The sequence below is a fragment of the Sphingobacterium sp. BIGb0116 genome, from assembly GCF_024808035.1.
Taxonomy (GTDB): Bacteria; Bacteroidota; Bacteroidia; order Sphingobacteriales; family Sphingobacteriaceae; genus Sphingobacterium; species Sphingobacterium paramultivorum.
Genome location: NZ_JANUDT010000003.1, coordinates 242,009 through 263,166 on the forward strand (window position 1 = coordinate 242,009; position 21,158 = coordinate 263,166).

Consider the following 21,158-nt stretch of genomic DNA (forward strand, 5'->3'; position numbering starts at 1 on the left):
TTTTTCACAGCTGCTGGGAAAACTGTAAGATAAGGAAACCGATCTTCAGCCTTGTGGTCTGAGATGAAGCAAAATACGTTGAATATCGGTTTCCTTTTATGATAAAGCTTTTTTTGAGGAGCAAGTGAATCAATAATGGGCACGGAATAAGAAAACCTACCCTGCATTTGTAAATTCTAAATTTCTACAGAATTCGTTCCGTTCTTTACGCGTTTAAAAAGACGCGTGCGAGATGAATATTAATTCGGCGATAATCCATAATTATGCTAGGCTTAGAAAATCGTTGTTCTTTCTACCTATAATTCTGCTAGTTCTGCTCATTCTATTTCTTTATTTTAATCATGCATTGAATGTATATGGCTATACCGTCATTCAGAAGAGTAGCTTTTTCGCGATAAATGCTTATCTGGGGCGATATCCAAATCTTGAGTCCAATTTTACACAGTTTGGAGATTGTTTAATCAGTCTCTCGCTTTTGAGTGTCTTTCTGCGCTATGGTCCTAAATTATGGGAGGCGTTAATATCAGCATCTCTAATTTCTGCCTTCTTTTCGATCCTTTTAAAAGTACTATTTGCTGTGCCACGACCCGCAGCAGTATTTAATCATACTAGTTTTTTGATTACCGGTAAGATGCTTCTGGGGAACAATAGCTTGCCTTCTGGCCATTCCATCACGATATTTACAACGTTGACCGTTATCATGTATGCTTTTATGCCGCAACGATTGAGTTATAAAATAATGTGGTTTTTAGGTTTAACATTTATTGGGTTAATGCTTGCTTTATCTCGCGTCGCATTGGGGGCACACTATCCATTAGACGTGGTCTGTGGCTGTATTATTGGATATCTTTCGGGGCTGTTCGGAATTTTTTTTAGCAGGGAATTTAAAACATGGAATTGGGTCAACAACAAACGGTATTATCCAATTTTCATATTATTGTTCCTCGTTTTCAGTATTGTATTGATCAATAGAATAATTAATGATAATTTGCTAATATTTTATTTTACATTTATCTGCTTAATTAGTGCACTTTATAAAATCATTACGGTTTATGCTAAAAAATAGCTTAAAATTAATTCATTTTGTCCTTTTCATGAGTGTGTTGAATTTTATATTCTTCCATTTTCCATTTTATACTTTTGTTTTTAATAATGTTGATTACAGCAGCTTTGGGGGTATTGTTCTGATCGGTAGTTTAATGGTTCTGATGCTGGTGATGAATGCTTTTGTACTTTATCTATTTTTTTCGGCGTCACGTCGCTTCGGGAAATCCATACTTGTTTTGTTCTTTCTGATCAATTCAGTCGCCGTTTATTTTGTTAACACCTATAGCGTTATTTTGGATGAAACAATGATCGGTAATATCTTGAATACCCGATATTCCGAGTCCAGCGGTTTCTTTTCCCTGAAACTGATCGTCTATCTCGTGTTTCTCGGTATTATACCCAGTATCTTCATCATTAAAGCTAAAATAATAAAGGATAAACCAAGGAAATTTTTTATCACTTCCTCACTTTCGTTATTATTTATCGTTATTTTAATATTTGCCAATGCGACTAATTGGTTGTGGATCGATAAGAATTCGAAGACTTTGGGTGCACTTGCCATGCCTTGGTCTTATACCGTCAATATTTCGCGCTTTTATATTCATGAATATCAAAAAAATAAGAAAGAGATTTTATTGCCGGATGCGACGATAACTGACCACAAAAAGACAGTAGTTGTACTTGTTATAGGTGAATCTGCTCGAAGAGATAATTTTTCGTTGTATGGCTATCAGAAGAATACAAATCCTCTGCTTTCCAAAACACCCAATCTTTATCATTTTGACGCAACTTCTTGCTCTACCTATACGACAGCTGGAGTAAAATGTATTTTGGAACATAAAAATACGGATGATTTGTACGAAATCCTGCCAAATTACCTCTATAGAAATGATGTCGATGTGATCTGGCGAACAAGTAATTGGGGGGAGCCACCTGTACATATTAAAGAATATGAAACGAATGATCAACTTGCTACAAACTGTAAAGGTGAAGGATGTGCTTACGATGAGGTACTTTTAACAGGTCTAAAGGAGCGGATATCATCCAGTAAAAAAGACAAGATTTTTGTTGTGCTCCACACAAGTACAAGCCATGGACCAACATATAGCAAGAAATATCCCGCTCAATTCGAGCAGTTTAAGCCGGTCTGCAATAGTGTTGAATTAGGGAACTGTTCTAAAGAAGAATTGATAAATGCTTATGATAACACCGTTGTTTATACAGATTATATTTTGCATAATCTGATTGAGGATCTAAAGCAATTGAAGGAATATAACAGTGCCATGTTGTTCGTCTCGGATCATGGAGAATCACTGGGTGAAAATAACCTGTATATGCACGGACTGCCGATGAGCATTGCACCAAAAGAGCAATACGAGATTCCTTTTATTGTCTGGGTGTCTGATCATTCAAAACAGTTGAAACCAAATAAAACCTTGACCCAAAATCATGTATTTCATAGTGTGCTGAAATTTCTGGATATGAAGAGCCCTATCTATGACGAGAATATGGATATTTTCAAATAGCGAGCAAAAGAGATTGTCAAGGTTTATTGATTTTACAGTATGAAATCAGCTAAGAAGATTATAATCGAACCTGTAATAGATGATTCTTTTTCTATAAGTCGGATAGATCACCACCTTAACGATCATGAAACATTTAATAGACTGACCTATCATCGTATTTTTTTTGTCGAAACCGGTGCTGGCTATCTTTCTATTGATAATAATGTATTTGAGCTACATGACAATAGCATTTTTCTCTTATCCAAGGGACAGATCTATGCTTTTTCAGATCAGACTTCGGTAATGGGTTTTTCCATTTCCTTTGGAGATTGTTTTTGGCAAAAGATACCTCCGAGCGCAAGTAACTGTAAAGCTGTATTGTTCAATAACACCAGTGCAAATCCATATCTGAAGCCTAATACTACCGAAGTAGTAGAGCTGTTATTTCTATTTAATGCACTGTTGTCGGAATATTGTGGTCCCCAGTATATCAATCAGATGGATGCTCTTGCGGCGTTTTTGAAAATTATTATGATTAAACTTGCGAACGTTAAACTGACCGCGGAAGCAACTTTCGATAGTCAGGATTACATCTTGTATCGCAAATTTATGGAAATGCTCAGTGCACAGTTTGATCAATATCATGCCGTGTCGGATTATGCCAAAATGCTTCATATTTCAGCACGAAGATTAAGCGAACTTTGTAAACGATGTAGCGGGATTAAGGCGAAGGAGATCATTAATGGGCAGCTCATAGCAGAAGCGAAACGATTGCTGCAGTTTAGTGCGATAACAGTGAAAGAAATCGCCTATTCACTTAATTTTAATTCGGCGGAACAATTTAGTCATTTTTTTAAAAAGAATACAAAACTGTCTCCCCTGAACTACCGTAATCAATTTGTTGATGCAGATTGAAAGTTGCACACGGTAAATTTTGACATTTCAAACGTACTTATTGCTATTCCTATGGGGCTGTTACCATCATAACTTTGTCCTAAATATCTTAAAGTTATGGCAGTAAATCATCTAAAAAAAGTGGCCGGCATTGTTATTCCGGACAGTAAAATCGCAACGCAAGCGACAGCATTACTATTGGAACATGGTACTGAATTTATCTACAACCATTCGTTGCGTGTCTTCCTATTTTCATCTTTGAATGCAAAACGCAAAAATTTGGTCTACGACAGTGAATTGTTGTATGTAGCTTCCTTATTTCATGATTTGGGCTTAGTATCGCATTACAGCAGTGCAGATCTTCGTTTTGAAGTGGATGGCGCTAACGCCGCCCGAGACTTTCTAAAAAGCCATGGTGTAGAGTCGACGAAATTACAGCTCGTATGGGATACCATAGCACTCCATACAAGCATAGGAATTGCTGAACACAAAGAAAATGAAGTTGCCCTGATGTACTCGGGCGTTGGGCTTGATGTGATGGGAGAGGGCTATGCGCATTTAAGTGCCAAAAATAGAGAAGAGATTGTTCAAGCCTTTCCTAGGGATAATTTTAAAAAGAAAATTATTCCGACTTTTTTTGAAGGTTTTGAGCATAAGACAGAAACCACATTTGGCAATATAAAGGCAGATGTGTGCGCTTTTATGATCCCTAATTTTGAGCGAAAGAACTTTTGCGATTGTATTCTTCATTCGCCTTGGTCTGAATAGTAAGTCTAAGTCCGAGGACTGAATAACAGGCTCGGATCACATAGCTTTCGGGGCTATCTTGCTTTAGCAATAGTCCCGATCTATTTTCTCCTATTCAATACTATTGCAATAATCGATGACTGACTTCTAACCGAGCTAAAGCACATTTTGTATGTCTATCATTTATTGGAATTTGAAATTCGTTAAATTAATGTCTTAACTTTATAAAGACTCTAGTATAGTTTTCAAGTTTCAATTTGTATAATGGCTTTTTAATGGTATCAACGTATGGTTTTAAATAGTATTTATCGGATGGTTTTCAAATCGCTTTTGTTTATAACAATGACGGTGATTTCGTTTGACTTGTTGGCCCAAGCTCGAAATCCTGAGAAGAAGATCATTAGATCTGACTTTCAAAAATATTTTGATGAGTGTCATGTTAAGGGCGCTGTTGCACTTTATGACAATAACAAAAGAGCTTGGATTTTGTCCGATACATCGGACACACAAGTTGCAACATTACCTGCGTCAACTTTTAAGATTATAAATATGTTGATTGCCTTGGAAACGAAGACGATCAAAGATGAAAATAGCATTGTTCCATGGCCAGGATCAACAGATACCTTAAAATATGGCTACCGACCAGATATTTATAAAAATATCAGTGTAAAAGAAGCATTTGCGGTGTCTGCAGGTTGGGCCTTTATCGAGTTAGCGAAGAAAATTGATCGTTCTGTCTATCAGAAGTATCTCAAAGCTTGTAACTACGGGAATGTGGACCTTTCCGAATCAGGTCCCGACTTCTGGAATTTTGGTCCAATGGGCATCTCACCAATTAATCAGGTTGAATTTTTGAAAAAGCTTTATGATGGAGATTTGCCATTTTCAAAAAGAAATATGGATATTGTCAAAGGTGTCATGATTTCGGAACAAAACGCGGACTATACGGTTCGGTCTAAAACGGGCTGGACAATGGCCAATCAGATCAACACCGGATGGTGGATAGGCTATGTTGAACAAAAGGAAAATGTTTATTTCTTTGCAACGCGACTTATTCAGGACCGGAAGTTCAACAGCCCTGATTTCTCGAGCTGCCGCAAGGCGATTACACGGAAAATTTTTAGGGATCTAAAGATTTTGCCCTAAAACCAAGGTTGATCGTTATCAGTCAATAAATTTTATCAGGACAATAGACAGATGGAAAATTTCAATCGAAAAAAGCATTGGGAAGAGATATACGAAAATAAGCCGCTGGAATCAGTTAGCTGGTATCAGCCTACCCCAGAAGTATCACTACATTTTATAAATCAATCTAGTCTTCCAAAAAAGGCTAAAATTATTGATATAGGTGGTGGTGACAGTTTCCTGGTTGATTTCTTATTAAAAGCAGGATTTGAAGATATTACTGTATTGGATATTTCCAGCGCTGCCATTGAAAGAGCGCAGAAGCGATTAGGGGATCAAGCGACTAAAGTCAAATGGATTGTTTCAGATATCTTGGACTTCGTTCCCGATACACCATATGATTTTTGGCATGATCGGGCCACATTTCATTTTTTGACTGTTCGCCAGGAGATTGAACGCTACATCGAAATCGCAGATCAAGCAATTGCAGTGGGAGGTATTTTGGTTGTTGGAACCTTTTCTGAACAGGGACCAACGAAATGCAGTGGCATTACAATTAAACAATATTCAGCACAATCGATAAGCGATTTGTTCCAGACATATTTTAGGAAAATTGAATGTATAGATATTGACCATATAACACCCTTCGACACGAAACAGCGTTTTGTGTTTTGCAGTTTTCGCAAATAGCTGTTATAGCAGGGTCGAATACTTCTCTCGTAAATTGAGCATCGCTGTGTCGATCGAATCTGCCCGTTTGTGCTAACTTTTATTGGAATTTTCCAATAAAAGTTCTCCCCAAGCATTCAATTTCCAGAGTACTTCCATCAAACTTTTCCCTAAGGGGGTCAATGAATACTCCACTCTTGGAGGAAGCTCATGGAAAGATTGTTTGGTTAGAATGCCATCATTGACCATTTCACCCAATTGTTGGTTTAGCACTCGTCTATCAACTTTTGCAATACCACGAAGCATTTCACTTGGGCGTTTTTCCCCTTCATTGATACGCCATACAATCGGAATTTTCCATTTCCCACTAATCGCATTGACGGCAAATTCCAATGGACATATTTTTTGTTTTATTGCTTTCTCTGTTATACGCATAAAATTGACTTTTTTGTCCCATAGGGATAATAAAATGCGGTATTGTGATTGTGCATTTACTTTTAAAACTTTGCAGAAATAACATACAGCATCATGAAAAATTTAGAATACGAAATTGCTAAATTAAATGCGAATTTAGCAACTCTTCCTCTCGAAATAAAGGAAATATTTGGCAGATCGATTCAGGATCTACAGTCTGGGGATCTAACCGAAAAGAGCCCGCAGATAGGGGACAAGTTCCCTGATTTTAGTTTGGTGAATTCGAAGCGTGAAGAAATTGAGCTGGGAAAACTTCTGAACAAAGGAAAAGTCATTGTGGCCTTTTTCCGCGGTAGCTGGTGTCCCTACTGTAATCTCGAGTTAAGAGCTTTACAACAGAATTTGACTCATTTTACTGCTGTTGAAGCCACTCTTCTTGCAATTTCGCCACAAGTGCCTAAATTTAGCGAAGCACTTCTGAAGGACAACAATTTGGATTTCGAGTTGTTGTTTGACGAAGATAATACTTTGGCAATCAGTGTTGGCATCTCATTTGAACTTCAGGATTATGCCATTTCAAGCTATGAGCGCTTGGGAATCAATTTGTCCGCCTACAATGGTAATGACAGCAACATACTGCCGGTCCCTGCTGTTTTTGTGATCGATCCTGATTATACGATATCTTATCGATTTATGGATGTCAACTATATGAATAGGCTTAATATTGAAGAGTTAATAGCACAGCTATGAGTAAAATACAACGTAAAGGAGCAAGACGGATAGCGGATATTTCGATAGATTGCCTGGCCAGTCTGAACCGCGGAGAAATTGAAACTGCAAATCTTATGGAGTGGCTCGCTGTTGACCAACGGTTTTTACTCGAGCATATCCTTCAGCAAAATGGGCGCATTCATTACTTGAAACCAATCTTGGTACTGCTCGATCAGTTACAGAAACCGACGGTAAATTCCATCAATGAAACGATCGGGCGGGCGCTGCTCGATCTGATCACACAATATCGTGATAATACCTTCCTGACAATACTATCCAATCATGCTGCAGATCTCGTGCGTTGCTGGGCAACCTACACGGTCGGAGATGAAAAGCAGCTTGAAATTGAGAAATTACTGTTGTCAATGCGTCCTTTTGCCGCAGATCGGCATTTTGGGGTGCGAGAAATCAGCTGGATGGCGATACGTAATAGGATAGCTTTGGACTTGGAAAGGAGTATTGCCGGTCTGAGTCTATGGACGATTGAGAAGGATGAAAATTTGAGACGTTTTGCTTCGGAGGCAACCCGACCGAGAGGCGTATGGTGTAAGCACATCGATCGCTTGAAGCAGGAGCCAAGTCTAGCCTTGTCTATTTTAGAACCACTAAAATCTGACCCTTCAAAATATGTTCAGGATAGTGTTGGAAATTGGCTGAATGACGCAAGCAAAAGCCAACCCGGTTTTGTTAGGGCACTTTGTAATCGCTGGGAACAGGAAAGCGATACCAAGGAAACGCAATACATCATTCGAAAAGCACTTCGAACTATCCTGAAATAAATATGTCCGGTAGTTATCGAACAAAAAATGATGATCGCCCGCTTGAGCGACATTTGACCTCAGTTTAGGGCAATAAATCTGAGTTTGCGTACTTTAACTAAAGCAGTTTAGATGGGTGATCGGCTTATTCGAAATTAAAAGCCGCCATTCATTGTTCTTAAAAGGACCATAAATGGCGGCTATCACTTGAAATGATTTATTCGATACGTATGATTTTACTCTTCCTTATTCTGTGCTTTCATTAGTAACGCGAAAGCATTTTTTAGTGCTAATTGTGTGTTCGGTTGAATGTTATCGGCCTGAATCTGCTGTTTTCCGTTCTCTTGGATACCTAATTTTACTTCATTCATTTGAAATGAACCAGCGCTATGTTGCACAAATACAAAATATTTATTTTGCCAACGTACGATAGCCTCTTCTGGTACAACCATTGCCTTGGTATTATTGATATGAAGATCGGCATTCATGAACATCCCTGGAGTCAAAATAGCATCGGATTTTTGAAAACGGCATAACACTTCGGCCATTCTATTTTCATCAAAAGTACGGTTGACAAGAAAGACCGTTGCCGGAATTTTTCGAGAGACTTCCGTATTGGTATACGCAGAAACAGTATTTCCTATCTTGACTTTAGCCAGATCTTTTTCGAACAGCTGTAGGGAAAGATACATGTCTGATGGATTAACAATCTCAAATAGGATATCTGTGGGAGCGGTGTATTTCCCAACACTGACATTCACTTTGGTGATAAAACCATTCGTTGGAGACAATATAGGAACTTCTTTTTTGATACTTGTCGTCGTCAGTTTCTTCGGCTCGATTCCGATAAGACGCAGTTTTTCCGCCAATGAGTGAATTAGTATACGTTCACGGTCCATATCTGCTTTGGCCTGCTGGAACACCTTGTCGCTGCTTGCCTTGCTTTGATTGAGCTCGTATTGTCTTTTATATTCTGTTTCGGCGAGCACATAATTTGTCTGTGCAGTCAAATAGTCCTGTTGGAGCTGGATAAACTGCATATCTTCGATAGTTGCCAATACCTGACCTTTTCGCACGGGTTTTCCAGGGAGCATAGTCGTCGATTTAATATAGCCACCAATGGGAAAACTTAGGCTCACAGTGCTTTCCGGCGCAACAGCGACATCGCCCTGTAATGTAATTTTGCCACTGACATTTTCGATTGTAGGGGGTCCGATGACAATACCGGCTGCTGCAATCTGTTTGGGTTCAAGTTGAACACTTTGCGCTACAGGTGTAGAATCTGCCACGGGCGCTGGCTTGTTATTTTCGGTGTTTTCTCCTTGAGCACAGGCAACGAAGGAAAAAAGGATCAAACTGTATACTGTGTTTTTTAACGATTTATTCATTGTATAACTTACTTAATTGGATGGCTGCTTGATTGTAACTGTTTAATGTATTGATGTATTCGCTTTGTATGCCAATGGCTTGGTTGACAAGAATGACCCATTGTAGGTAGTCTATTTCGCCATTGACGAATTGTTTGTCGGCTGTTACAAAAATTGTATCTGCATGCTTTAATCCACGATCTTCATAATATTTTAGTACTTCTTTAAACTTCTCAACCTGCTCGATGGCATTGTTTGATTCTGTCTTCAATTCACTTTTTACGTATTCAAGTTCTTTCAACTGACCTTTCCATGCGAGTTTTGCCGCGTTTATTCGATTGGACTGCGCTCCAAAAAATAGGGGTACACTGATGCCGGCGCTGAAGTAGCTCAAACGGTCGGACGAACGGTACAATACCTCCTGACCACGGAAGGTTTGTACCCCCTGCAACGTTTGACTATTATATCCTATTGTGATTTCAGGAAGCAACTTTGAACGCTCTAATTGCCATTGAGCATGTGCTGTCTGTGTCTGAAGTTGCGCAATCTTATAGGCCGGAAGTGCTTCAGCCTGACTGGATAAGTCCGGGTGAATCGACATAACTTCTTGATATTTAATTGTGTCGGAGGCCGGGATGTAACGAATGCTGTCCTGCAATAAGAAATTGAATCTGTTCAGGATGATGTTCATATCTTTTTGAAGCAGCTTTAATTGATTATTGATTTCTTGACGCTGTGTTTGGGCTGCGGTTTGCTCCAGGATATTTGCTGCGCCAACTTCAAAGCGTTTGCTTGTCTTTGCTTCAAAAATACGATACAGACTATCTGCGCGTAACAAGAGCTCCTTTCGTTTGCCCATTGCCAGATAATCGAAATACAGACTCTTAACGGCGGTTCGAATCTCCAGGAGATTAAACTTGGTAGATTCACGCGACAAAGAGAGCTCGTTTTGTAAGACTGCTGTCTGTTTTTTATAAACAGCAGGAAAACTAACCGTTTGGCTGATACCGATGCGATTATCGGTATACGCACTATTCACATGACCGTAATCGCCTGAAATAGCTAATTTAGAAGGGTCGAATCCGGTTTTGGCCAATTTTTCCTTAGCTTGTTCATTGATCCTGAGCTGTTGGATACGCGGACTATTATGCTCTGCCCGCTGTATGGCCTGCGCTAAAGATATATGCTGTGTGCTGTTGATCGTTTGTGCCGAAATCTGAGCGTCCTGAAAAAAGGAACAAGACAATAGAACCAAAAGGACTATTTTGGTTACAGCCGAATTTGGTTTGCTAAGGGCTTTGTTTTTTTTATTAAACAACAGATATAATGCGGGCAAAACAAAGAGGGTTAGGAATGTTGCTGAGATTAAACCGCCAATAACAACCGTTGCCAGTGGACGTTGTACTTCAGCACCTGCACCATTGCTCAATGCCATTGGTAAAAATCCCAAGGACGCTACGGCGGCGGTCATCAGTACCGGTCGGAGACGATTGCGAGTGCCCACCATAATCAGTTCCTGCATGTCGGTAATAATTCCTTCCTTTTTTATACGGTTAAACTCCGAGATCAAGACAATGCCATTTAAAACGGCAACACCAAATAGGGCAATGAAACCAATGCCTGCCGAGATACTAAAGGGCATCCCCCGAAGTGCCAGGGCAAAAACACCTCCGATCGCCGACAGGGGAATTGCAGTGTAGATCAAGGCGCCATCTTTTAACGACGAAAATGCAAAGTAAAGCATACCAAAGATTAAAAGCAGGGCAATGGGCACAGCAATGCTCAAGCGGGCCTTGGCCTGTTGCAGATTTTCAAATGTACCACCATAAGTCAATGTGTAGCCTGTATCCATTTTAAGCTGCGCAGCAACCTTTTGCTGCAGTTCCTCCACGATGCTTTGCACATCACGCCCCCTGACATTGAAGCCCACGATAATACGGCGCCGCGCATTTTCCCGCTGGATCTGATTAGGGCCCTCTACTTCATCAATATGTGCAATCTGGCTAAGTGGAATCTGTATCCCTTTGGCGGTCGTTACTTGTAGATTCCTGACATCTTCAATATTACGGCGACCTTCATTACCTACGCGCACAACAAGATCGAAGCTTTTTTCACCTTCATAAATCTTGCCTGCGGAAGCTCCTGCAAAAGCCGAATTAACAGTACGATTGATGGAAGCGATATCGAGACCATATTTTGCTATCTCATCCCGGTTGTAGTCTATGACAATCTGGGGCATTCCTGTGACTGATTCGATGTACCAGTCTGCAGTTCCTTTTACTGTCTTTGCAATATCGCCCAATTGCTGCGCATAGTTTGCCAGTTTATCGAGATCTTCTCCATAAATCTTGCACACGACATCTTGTTTTGCTCCAGTCATTAATTCATTAAAACGCATTTGTACAGGAAATTGAAAGCCTGTCGTTATCCCAGGCATAACTTCCTGTGCTGTTGCCGACATTTTACCTGCCAACTCCACAAATGATTTAGCATTTTTCCATTCCGACTTTGGTTTTAAGACAATGATCATATCACCACCTTCAATAGGCATTGGATCTGTTGGTATTTCTGCGCTTCCGATCCGCGACACGATTTTTTCAACTTCAGGATAACGATTTTTTAAGGCTTCTGAAACCCGATCAATTGCATTTATCGTTGTCGAGAGATTGGTAGCAACGAGCAGCCTTGTCTCTACAGCAAAGTCACCTTCCTCCAGTTGGGGTATAAATTCACCCCCCATTTTTGAAAATACAACGATTGAAATAGCGAAAAGTGCAATTGTGATGGCAACGAGTATTTTACGGATAGCAAGTGCACCAGTGAGTGCATTTTGATAACCCCGTTCGAGACGGGTCATAATCCGATCCGAAATATTGGGTTTATGATTGAGCTTCTTGCTCACCACCAGTGAGCTTATCATTGGGACATAAGTCAAAGATAGAATGAAAGCGCCTAAAATAGCGAATGCTACCGTTTGAGCCATCGGTTTAAACATTTTCCCTTCGATTCCAGTAAGCGAAAGAATAGGCAAGTAGACAATCAAGATAATAATTTGTCCAAAAACTGCGGCATTCATCATTCTGGAGGCTGAAGAAGTCACTTCCTGGTCCATTTCCTGTTGGGATAAACTGTCGATGCCCTTATATTTTTTTGAAAAATGAATATGGTGTAAGATGGCTTCAACAATGATAACAGCACCATCAACAATTAAACCAAAGTCCAGTGCTCCTAAGCTCATTAGGTTGCCGCTGACGCCAAATGTGTTCATCATGCTGATGGCAAAGAGTAGGGATAGCGGGATGACCGAAGCAACAATTAAACCTGCCCTCAGATTACCTAGGAACAGCACAAGAACCAGTATGACAATGAGAGCTCCTTCCAAGAGATTGTGTTCTACGGTTCCAATGGCGTTGTTTACCATTTTCGTGCGGTCGAGGAAGGGCTCGATAAGGACTCCTTTGGGAAGTGTTTTCTGAATTTGATCGACTTTATCTTTGACGATTTTGATCACATCCGAAGAGTTTCCACCTTTGAGCATCATGACAATACCACCGCAGACTCGCCTTGTCCTGCCATAGTTAGTGCGCCATAACGGATCGCTGAGCCCAACCTGACTTCGGCAACGTGATGGATGAGGATCGGTACGCCACCATTATCTTTGACCACAATTTTATTGATGTCGGCTATGGATTTTGTCAAGCCAACACTTCGGATATATAATACTGCGGGGCCTTTTTCGATATAGGCTCCGCCTGTATTCTGGTTGTTGTTTTCGAGTGCCGTAAAGATGTCGCTGATGCTGATATTCAAGGCTTTCAGCTTGGATGGGTTTACTGCAACCTCATATTGTTTGAGTTCTCCACCAAATGTAGCAACATCTGCAACTCCGGGAGTTCCGAGAAGTTGACGGCGTACGGTCCAGTCCTGAATGGTGCGCAAGTCTGCTAGCGAATAGGTCTGTTCATAACCTTTTTGAGGTTTGAGGACATATTGGTAGATTTCACCAAGTCCTGTAGTGACGGGAGCGAGTGTAGGAGCACTTGCATTTTCGTTTATTTCAATTTGTGCGAGACGCTCTGTGACTTGCTGTCTCGCCCAGTAGATATCGGTGCCATCTTCAAATACGATGGTTATTAACGATAGACCGAACCGCGACATACTTCGGCTTTCCTTGATTTCGGGAACATTGCTGACAGCCAATTCCACGGGAAAGGTGATAAGGCGCTCAACGTCTTCGGCTCCAAGGGAGGGCGCGGTTGTGATAACTTGAACTTGATTGTTCGTAATATCTGGTACGGCATCGATAGGCAACTTGGTCAATTGGTAGATGCCATAGCCGACCCATACCAATATAAAAAGACCAATTGCCAGTTTGTTTCGAACTGAGAATTGTATTATTCTATTAAGCATTTTAGTAAAATCTAAATTATAAGAAATCGTGCAAACCTTATTTTGGGACAAAAAAAGATCTGCAACTTGAAAAATCAGGTTGTTTTAACATGCTGATTTAATATAAATTAGACTTGAGGCGGACGGAATAATGCGGAAATATACGATCGGGAATAATTATTCGGTTTAGGCAAACCAAAAGCACTATCCACTGCGACTTGATGCGGTCTAACATAATGAATCTTATGGTTGGACACAAAGACAAATGAAAATGCTGTTAGATCGTATTTTTTGAAGGGTAGTTTCATGTCTTCCTGCTCATCGTTGTCAGGAAGATCCTGGCCCCAATAATGCATGGAAAGAAATTCCACAAAGGTTATGGGCGGACCTATCTCATTATGGATTGTAAAATGCTGATACAGCTTGGGCAGTTTCGCCAGCTGGGACAGCATCGTTGATTCTCCAATGACCAAAAATAGAAATATGTAAAGAAAAAATCTTTTCACCCCTGTAAAAATACAGTTGTTCAATCAATTTCGCAACAAAACTATAACTTATTATGCAGATCGATCGGGCAGGGGAAGCTTTCTTTGAAACGATACCATAACGAGCCGATTTCAGACGGCCAAGTATTAATCCAAGTATTAATCTATGTGAGCCAATCGGGTACTGTTTTACTGTTTTGTGCGTTTTTGTGGCTTTGTTGCAATCGTTTGTGCGTTATAGTATTTAAATGACCGTCGAACAATATTCAAGCTGTGTTTGGGTATTGTTCAATATGACGTAATGGGGAGACAGCTTCATGATTGCTTCTTGCAAAAAAAAGGTTACCCAGATATTGGATAACCAATGTTTTAAACATATACTGGTAGGGTGTTTATTTTTTTAAATATCGTGAATTCTAATGACTTATAAAGAAATTTTAAAAAGATGGCCATATCTGTTTGTTTACTTCCTTTTTGTTCTGACTAATTTGTATCTTAATAAACTGTATAGCCATCCGCAATCTCATGTTTTAAGGCCTTAAATTGGGGTATTAACTTGTTGGTCATATTGGCTTCGAAACTTTGTCAAAGGAATATTGCTGCAGTTTAAAAATAAGGAGAAAATACGAAATGAAAAAAATTATCGTCATTGCTGTCTACTGTGTTGTATTGTTTATGTCGTGTAACAATAGGGATGAAGATAGGGGAAATGATGAGGTTGCTGAAGTATCTCAAAACGGAATAGCCTCGGTCGTAAAATCATATTTTCTCTATCATGAAATAAGAAATGTAGACTATGCTATCTATATCAATGACGTATTGGCAGGACAATCGCATGAAAATGATGGTATTCCGGGCCCCTATAAGCTGAATCAGTATATAACTTCATCAGGAAAGCAAATTGTGAAAATGATCATATCTGCCAACAGTCGAGAAAGAGAGATCACTCCAGAAATATTGGGAGAAATCAGTAAGAACACGGGTATATATTTGCTTTTAAATAAAGATTTTGAGAATATTAAGGAGCTCAAAAAACTGCAATTTCCAAACATCGAAAAGTCTGTTCCTTCCTATGAATGTATATGGGAATTTGAAACGGATTAGGATAATTTTCCCCTAGGCTTGCATTACTAGTTGATTGACCAGCCGGAAGTTATCATCGTCAAAACATACTATTTTGACTTGCGTAAGTGTTGTATCCGCCATCAGAAACTGCGTAATGACGCGGATGGATATTTGAGCAGCTAGTTCTTTCGGGAATCTGTAAATCCCTGTACTGATATTGGGAAAGGCTATCGAACGGCAACCATTTTCTGCAGCTAATCTGAGTGCATTATAATAGCAGCTTTCTAATTTTTCAACTTCGTGATTTTTCCCTCCATTCCACACAGGGCCAACTGTATGAATTACATATTTAGCGGCTAGTTTGCCTGCAGTTGTGATTACGGCTTCACCTACTTTGCAGCCTCCTTGTTTAGCCAGAATGTTACGGCAACCTTCCAGAATTTCCGGTCCGCCGGCGCGATGAATAGCCCCATCAACACCTCCACCTCCAAGTAACGATGTGTTGGCAGCATTTACAATAACATCGACTGTAATTTTTGTTATATCGCCCTTTACTACGGTTATTTTATCGGTATTATGTGACATAAGATTAATCTTAATTCAAAGATATGAAAAATAAAATAGCAGGTCTAACCAGAGTATTAGGGGGATAGTTATTGAAGTTAATGTCTCAGATAAAAAAAAATGAAATAAAATATTGTGTAGTTAAATAGCTACGCTTATATTTATAGTCAAATAACTACATAATAAGGAGCGGCCGGTAAAAGACCCAGCTTATTTTAGGAAATAAGAATAAGACCAAGTGTTGAAGATAAGAGAGGTGACTATTAACGTGAAGTAATTAACAGTATAATAAGTAAATCATAGCATTATGAAAAGAAATAGGATAATTTATTGGATAGCAACCGTATGGTTGGCTGTAGGATTATTGTCAACTGCTATCATACAGATTTTTAAAATTCAAACGGAAGGAGCAGGTGGGATACAAAATATGACTCATTTGGGATATCCTAGTTATATACTTCCTTTACTTGGGATCTGGAAGCTTTTAGCCGTGGTTGCCTTGCTTTGGCCCAAAAGGCCTCTCTGGAAAGAATGGGCATATGCGGGTATTTTCTTTACAGCTACTGGTGCTTTGTATTCACATATTGCATCGGGAGATTCTTTCGCTTTAATGGCTCCGGCACTATTATATATTATTCTAATTGCTACTTCTTGGCATTTCAGACCAGTCGATAGAAAATTTGATTTGAAATCGTGTTGAAACCTATATTGAATTTAATGAGTTACCCGAAAATATGTACTGTATTACGGATCCATCAGGAACAGTATTAATGCTTTAACCTTTACTCTTCAGATGAAATATGGTGATTTCCGGTAGTATCCCAACTCGGCTTGGATAATCCAGATAACCGAATCCAACATTTACGTACAGTGCCTGATGCTTTTCACGGTACAGGCCGGCCCATTCACGGTAAGCATATTTCACTGGACTCCACTGATAATTCGGGTGGTTATAACCGAATTGTCCCCCATGTGTGTGTCCACTGAAAGTGACGTCGATTGTGGGATATTTGGGTATTATCTCCGCGCGCCAATGGGAGGGATCGTGTGAAAGCATTAAGTTGATGGGCGAAGATTTATCTACTTTAGACATGGCCAAATCGATATTCCCATAATTTTTGGGATTATTTGCCCCCCAATTTTCGACGCCTATAATGGTAATCTTTTCGTTATTCAGTATCAGTTCTTTCGATTCATTGAGAAGTAGTTGCCAGCCTAGTTGTTGATGAATGGATTTGAGATTTGAAAGATTTTGTTCCTTGGTCAAGTTCATTTGATCAAAGAAATGATATCTGTTAAAATGATAATCTCCATAATCGTGGTTTCCAAGTATAGAGAATGTTCCTAATGGAGCCTTCACTTTATCAAATATGGATAAATAATCCTCCATTTCGGTCGCAAAATCATTGATTAGATCCCCTGTAAAAAAGATGATGTCAGGCTTCTGTGCTAATAAGAGGTCGATCCCTTTTTTTACAGCAATTGAATTAAATAGACTACCTGCATGTATATCGGAAATTTGCGCTATAGTAATTCCTTCAAATGATTTCGGTAAATTAGGTAAGATTAAATCGAGGTGGTTGACCTGGTACTTATATAAATTGAAGGCAAATCCACGTGTAAGTGCAACGATAGGGACACTAGCTAGCAGGAGGCCGCTTTTGACTATAAAATCTGATCTTTTTATAGGGGGTAAATTTCCAGCCTGTTTTGGCGAAGATTTATTTTTTTTAAAACATTTGTTGATTATTTTGAACGTATATACAATAGTATCAATACCGATAAAGAAAAGACAGATTATCTTACCAAATAGCAACGAAAGCGGAAAAAACACGAAACAGGCAGATTCAAAACTAGTCCATTTAAAAAATAAATTAAGGAATATGCACAGATAGGAAAGTATACTGACAGACCACCAGACTATGTTTAGCAGCTTTGGGTTAGATTTCCAAGTTGACAATGTCCGAATTCTTAAGAAGATTAAAAGATCTAAAAAAATGAATAGCATTAAAATTTTTAGATAGGCATAAAACTGTTGGAGCATATTCGAAGTCTAACTAATTTGGATCAGGCATATTTGGAATAAATAATTGGATTACAAAACCTAAAATAGGTGTTTTTTTTCGTAATCATAATTTCAGTATTAAATTATTTTCATAGATAAAGACTATTACGCTTTGGAGCCTATAACCTTATATTGCTTTGTGTCATAATATTGCTTTGTGTCATATTATTGACGAATGTGGTGTCACAGATGTAAGGTAGAAGTTTTAAATTTGTCCCTATTTGCAACGAATTGTACGCTATTAAGAAATTTTAAATCATGGGAAAACGAAAAGAAAATTCGACAAATAGGATTAATGAACAGTATATTATTGAATGTGATTTAGCATATGCTGTATGCAAAATCGGCGGCCGATGGAAGCTGCTGATACTTGCTAAATTGCAGCATGGAAAGTTGCGGTTTGGTGAAATTAAACAATTGATTACAGGGATTACCGATCGCATGCTCACCTTGCAGCTCAAAGAATTGGAAAAGCAAGGACTTGTTAAAAGGATTGCTTATGCAGAAGTGCCCCCCCGAGTGGAATATCAATTGACTGAAATTGCGGCAGAACTTATCCCTATTTGGTGTCAGTTGGAAAAATGGGGCGCCAAGCATAAAATGATAACGTAACGACAACGTTGTTTCCTGTAATTTTTTTATCAATACCTAAATCAAAAAAGATTATTATGGGCGCAATGGAAATTTACACTATGATTGTCTCTTAAAGATTTTTATTTCAGAAAATCGACCTTGTTTTAGATCCCAGGTATATTCGAAGGCAATGGAATAGCCTACAGATCTAATTTTCCACACCTGGTCTTTTTCATGGCCAACTATATAGTGCAAGAATCCCGACATTGCATTTTTTCCAATTTCTTCAATATCTTGATTAAAGGGGATAATGCTATTTGAAAATGAAAATAGCTGCTGTGCAGCTTCATCGGGTTGCAGCATATTGTTTTTTAAAGTTTGTGTCAATTGTATATTTTCATCGGAAGATAAATGTAATTCCTGCCAGTTCGCATCCAAATCGTTGCCTTTTTCTATATCCTTGAGTATTTCATTTTGAACTTTTATAAAACGGAGCTGATTTTTTAGGTAAAACGCCGATAATCGCTTATCAATAGTATCTTGCCAGTCTTGAGGACTGACTTGCTTTATACCTGTTGATAGATAGCTATTCCAGCGTATTTCATCCATTTCTTGATAGATTTTCTCTAATTCATTGGCTGTCTTCTGAATTACGAACGGGAACTGAAGTCGCAAATATTCCGCTTTATTGGGCAGCGTATATTCCGAATTATGGATAACCATAGTTTGTAGATCCAGGTTAAACCTAAGCATATAAAGCCTATTTACTAACCAAATTTGCCAAATATCCTCTTTTAATTGTTTAGCGAATACTTGATTTCCAAAGATATAAGCTATTGTAGATTCGTTTGTTCCTGTGTTCGATTGCTGATAAATCACAGGTTGAATAATTCCACTGATAAGTCGGCCTATTTCAAGAGGTCGATAACACTGTAGCAGGGTTACTGTCGTGAATTGTGGGGTTCCCAACATTTTTGATAGTTCCGCAGGAGGCTCGCTATCAAAAATAAATGTATTAAGTACTGATGGCGGAGCCTGTATTTTTTTAAAATATTTTTTGCGCAATCGTGTTAAGTCAGCATGCTCTTTATGAGCATACGCAACGATTGGGTTAAATAGTGCATTTTGTTGTTCTTTCGTTAAGGTAGAATCCGTTATTTTGCTTCCGATTTCAGTAATAAATTTCAAAAATTCTTTTTGCGTCCTTTCCTTTTGATCCCTCAGTTCGCGATCAAAAATCTGGCCCGTACAAGTGAGCGCCATCAATAATAAAAGAACTGTTGACAGCGCTATTTTCGAATATATCATGTGATGATGGATTTTATCTTAATGTTAGCGTACAAAGATCGTCTTTTTACTTAACATGCATATCATATAAAATGTTTATGCTTTTTCTATCATTTTACGCTTCCCTCTTTAGATCCATTGCAATATATTGTTCATAATCAATTAAAGATCTTACTGGAGTTGCTAGCCCTTGTAGAAGCTCCAGATACATTTTTGCCACATTTCCCCAAACTGTTTGTTCACCATAACTACGCGCTTTGAAACGATGCCAGGCTAGTAATCGATGTGATTGGTACAGCATTTTAATATTATCACGCATTGCGGCGATATCGTTGAATGGACTTAGGATACCACGTTCGTCTTTCAATAAATCTTTTGCATGCCAATATGGTGTCGAAATAACAGCTGCACCTGCACCTACAGCAAAAGATAAGGTCCCACTGCTGATTTGCTGTTCGTGTGGATAAGGAGACAGATAAATATCACAGGCTGTTAAATACTCCTTAAGCTCCTCATCCGTTAAGAATTTATCGATAAAAACAACCTTGTCCTGTAAACCAAGCTGATCGACTAAATTTTGGAGTTCAAAACGGTAAGATTCCCCTTCATGGGCCAGAACATTCGGATGTGTTTTTCCGATGATCAGGTATTTAAACCCTGGGAGCTCAACTTCCGACAAGGATTGAATGGCATATTCCAGTCCTTTACTTCTTCCGATGAGACCAAAAGTCATCATTACAAAATTGTGTTGAAGGTTTAATCTGTATTTGGCGAGTCCCTGATTGTAATCAAAATGTGGTACGCCATGTGGTATCACTTTAATTTTATCTGTATGGGTAGGGTCGAATTGCTCCTCTAATAATTCGATGCCTTTGGGTGACAAACTAACAACTGCCTGAGATTTCTTCAACAACAGCTCGGTGATTTCCTTCTGCTGCAATGATGGGGTTTGAAGAATGGTATGGAACACGGTTAGCAGGGGTATCTTTAGATTGTTGGCAATTTGTGTTATGAAAATGCCATCGGCTCCTCCAAATATTCCAAATTCATGCTGAATAATGCAATAATCATATTCTTCATTAATAATACGAGTTGCCTGATGATAACTATCTAGTCGATCCCGGTATATGACAAATCGTATCGATTGGTCGAAATCTTCCGAACCGAGTTTAGATACAGCGACGATATCGATTTGAACATTCGGATCGAGCTCCATTCCCTGCTTGAGATCTTTGGTAAATGTTGCTAGCCCACATTCTTGTGGAGGGCAAGTACTAATGATTGCTATTTTTTTCATATGACTTAATCCTCCTTTACAGCATTTTGTACGTCCTCAATTGGAAGATCTAGAATCGCCATTAACAATAAATAATAGCCTTTCTCTAGACCCATTTTTTTCGCTTTTTTATCGATATTTTCCATATTCAGTACTT

General features: G+C 39.0%; 20 protein-coding genes. 11 read left to right on the forward strand and 9 right to left on the reverse strand.

Translation table 11 applies throughout. The features are described 5' to 3' along the window. Window positions 1-232: 232 nt before the first annotated feature. The 6 genes from M2419_RS09875 to M2419_RS09900 all read left to right on the forward strand — a co-directional run bounded on the left by M2419_RS09875 (window position 233) and on the right by M2419_RS09900 (window position 6,008). Complete coding sequence (locus tag M2419_RS09875) at window positions 233-1,066, forward strand: phosphatase PAP2 family protein (RefSeq protein ID WP_159726861.1); 834 nt, start codon at window positions 233-235, stop codon at window positions 1,064-1,066. After that, the gene (gene eptA, locus M2419_RS09880; RefSeq protein WP_159726859.1) at window positions 1,053-2,573 is read left to right on the forward strand and encodes a phosphoethanolamine--lipid A transferase EptA; all 1,521 of its coding nucleotides are present in this window, start codon (window positions 1,053-1,055) and stop codon (window positions 2,571-2,573) included. Before M2419_RS09875 ends, eptA begins: the two co-directional genes overlap by 14 nt. A gap of 39 nt (window positions 2,574-2,612) precedes the next feature. Next, window positions 2,613-3,467, forward strand: a complete 855-nt coding sequence (locus M2419_RS09885) for a helix-turn-helix domain-containing protein (protein ID WP_159726856.1) — start codon at window positions 2,613-2,615, stop codon at window positions 3,465-3,467. A 96-nt stretch (window positions 3,468-3,563) separates the two neighbouring features. Then, a complete protein-coding gene (locus M2419_RS09890; RefSeq protein ID WP_153845918.1) occupies window positions 3,564-4,214 on the forward strand; it encodes an HD domain-containing protein in 651 nt (216 codons plus the stop codon). Between the two features lie 321 nt (window positions 4,215-4,535). Then, window positions 4,536-5,339, forward strand: coding sequence for a class D beta-lactamase (locus tag M2419_RS09895; RefSeq protein ID WP_194932868.1), 804 nt, complete (start codon window positions 4,536-4,538; stop codon window positions 5,337-5,339). Between the two features lie 51 nt (window positions 5,340-5,390). After that, on the forward strand, window positions 5,391-6,008 hold the full coding sequence (locus tag M2419_RS09900; protein ID WP_153845920.1) for a trans-aconitate 2-methyltransferase: 618 nt from the start codon (window positions 5,391-5,393) through the stop codon (window positions 6,006-6,008). A 72-nt stretch (window positions 6,009-6,080) separates the two neighbouring features. Here the strand turns inward: M2419_RS09900 and M2419_RS09905 are convergent, their stop codons facing one another. Then, window positions 6,081-6,422 carry a helix-turn-helix domain-containing protein gene (locus M2419_RS09905; RefSeq protein ID WP_153845921.1) on the reverse strand — a complete coding sequence of 114 codons (342 nt, stop codon included), beginning with the start codon at window positions 6,420-6,422 and terminating at the stop codon, window positions 6,081-6,083. A gap of 93 nt (window positions 6,423-6,515) precedes the next feature. Between M2419_RS09905 and M2419_RS09910 the strand changes: the two genes are divergently transcribed. Both M2419_RS09910 and M2419_RS09915 read left to right on the forward strand, forming a co-directional pair. After that, window positions 6,516-7,151, forward strand: a complete 636-nt coding sequence (locus tag M2419_RS09910) for a peroxiredoxin-like family protein (RefSeq protein ID WP_153845922.1) — start codon at window positions 6,516-6,518, stop codon at window positions 7,149-7,151. Next, window positions 7,148-7,951 (forward strand): DNA alkylation repair protein, encoded by an 804-nt coding sequence (locus M2419_RS09915; protein ID WP_159726854.1) that lies wholly within the window; start codon window positions 7,148-7,150, stop codon window positions 7,949-7,951. The genes M2419_RS09910 and M2419_RS09915 overlap by 4 nt, the downstream gene beginning before the upstream one ends. Window positions 7,952-8,166: 215 nt before the next feature. On the opposite strand, the gene M2419_RS09920 is transcribed toward M2419_RS09915, so the two are convergent. The 4 genes from M2419_RS09920 to M2419_RS09930 all read right to left on the reverse strand — a co-directional run bounded on the left by M2419_RS09920 (window position 8,167) and on the right by M2419_RS09930 (window position 14,192). Beyond that, a complete protein-coding gene (locus M2419_RS09920; protein WP_153845924.1) occupies window positions 8,167-9,318 on the reverse strand; it encodes an efflux RND transporter periplasmic adaptor subunit in 1,152 nt (383 codons plus the stop codon). Beyond that, a complete protein-coding gene (locus M2419_RS09925; protein ID WP_310441520.1) occupies window positions 9,311-12,838 on the reverse strand; it encodes a CusA/CzcA family heavy metal efflux RND transporter in 3,528 nt (1,175 codons plus the stop codon). The genes M2419_RS09920 and M2419_RS09925 overlap by 8 nt, the downstream gene beginning before the upstream one ends. Next, window positions 12,835-13,707: an efflux RND transporter permease subunit gene (locus M2419_RS27380; RefSeq protein WP_310441522.1), complete on the reverse strand. Its 873-nt coding sequence runs from the start codon at window positions 13,705-13,707 to the stop codon at window positions 12,835-12,837. The genes M2419_RS09925 and M2419_RS27380 overlap by 4 nt, the downstream gene beginning before the upstream one ends. A 107-nt stretch (window positions 13,708-13,814) precedes the next feature. Further along, window positions 13,815-14,192, reverse strand: a complete 378-nt coding sequence (locus tag M2419_RS09930; RefSeq protein ID WP_153845926.1) for a hypothetical protein — start codon at window positions 14,190-14,192, stop codon at window positions 13,815-13,817. Window positions 14,193-14,801: 609 nt separating this feature from the next. Between M2419_RS09930 and M2419_RS09935 the strand changes: the two genes are divergently transcribed. After that, a complete protein-coding gene (locus M2419_RS09935; RefSeq protein WP_182332144.1) occupies window positions 14,802-15,275 on the forward strand; it encodes a hypothetical protein in 474 nt (157 codons plus the stop codon). A 12-nt stretch (window positions 15,276-15,287) separates the two neighbouring features. Here M2419_RS09935 and M2419_RS09940 read toward each other — a convergent pair whose 3' ends face one another. Next, window positions 15,288-15,821 carry an O-acetyl-ADP-ribose deacetylase gene (locus tag M2419_RS09940; protein WP_259254898.1) on the reverse strand — a complete coding sequence of 178 codons (534 nt, stop codon included), beginning with the start codon at window positions 15,819-15,821 and terminating at the stop codon, window positions 15,288-15,290. A 286-nt stretch (window positions 15,822-16,107) separates the two neighbouring features. Between M2419_RS09940 and M2419_RS09945 the strand changes: the two genes are divergently transcribed. After that, complete coding sequence (locus M2419_RS09945; protein WP_159726846.1) at window positions 16,108-16,500, forward strand: DoxX family protein; 393 nt, start codon at window positions 16,108-16,110, stop codon at window positions 16,498-16,500. Between the two features lie 75 nt (window positions 16,501-16,575). Here the strand turns inward: M2419_RS09945 and M2419_RS09950 are convergent, their stop codons facing one another. Continuing rightward, complete coding sequence (locus tag M2419_RS09950) at window positions 16,576-17,634, reverse strand: metallophosphoesterase (protein ID WP_182332140.1); 1,059 nt, start codon at window positions 17,632-17,634, stop codon at window positions 16,576-16,578. Between the two features lie 489 nt (window positions 17,635-18,123). Between M2419_RS09950 and M2419_RS09955 the strand changes: the two genes are divergently transcribed. Continuing rightward, entirely contained in the window at window positions 18,124-18,477 is a 354-nt protein-coding gene (locus tag M2419_RS09955) for a helix-turn-helix domain-containing protein (RefSeq protein WP_046676278.1), read from the forward strand. A 78-nt stretch (window positions 18,478-18,555) separates the two neighbouring features. Here M2419_RS09955 and M2419_RS09960 read toward each other — a convergent pair whose 3' ends face one another. Together M2419_RS09960 and M2419_RS09965 are read right to left on the reverse strand one after the other, a co-directional pair. Further along, window positions 18,556-19,746: a hypothetical protein gene (locus M2419_RS09960; protein WP_159726842.1), complete on the reverse strand. Its 1,191-nt coding sequence runs from the start codon at window positions 19,744-19,746 to the stop codon at window positions 18,556-18,558. A gap of 94 nt (window positions 19,747-19,840) precedes the next feature. Continuing rightward, window positions 19,841-21,022, reverse strand: coding sequence for a glycosyltransferase (locus M2419_RS09965; protein WP_159726840.1), 1,182 nt, complete (start codon window positions 21,020-21,022; stop codon window positions 19,841-19,843). Window positions 21,023-21,158: the final 136 nt, after the last annotated feature.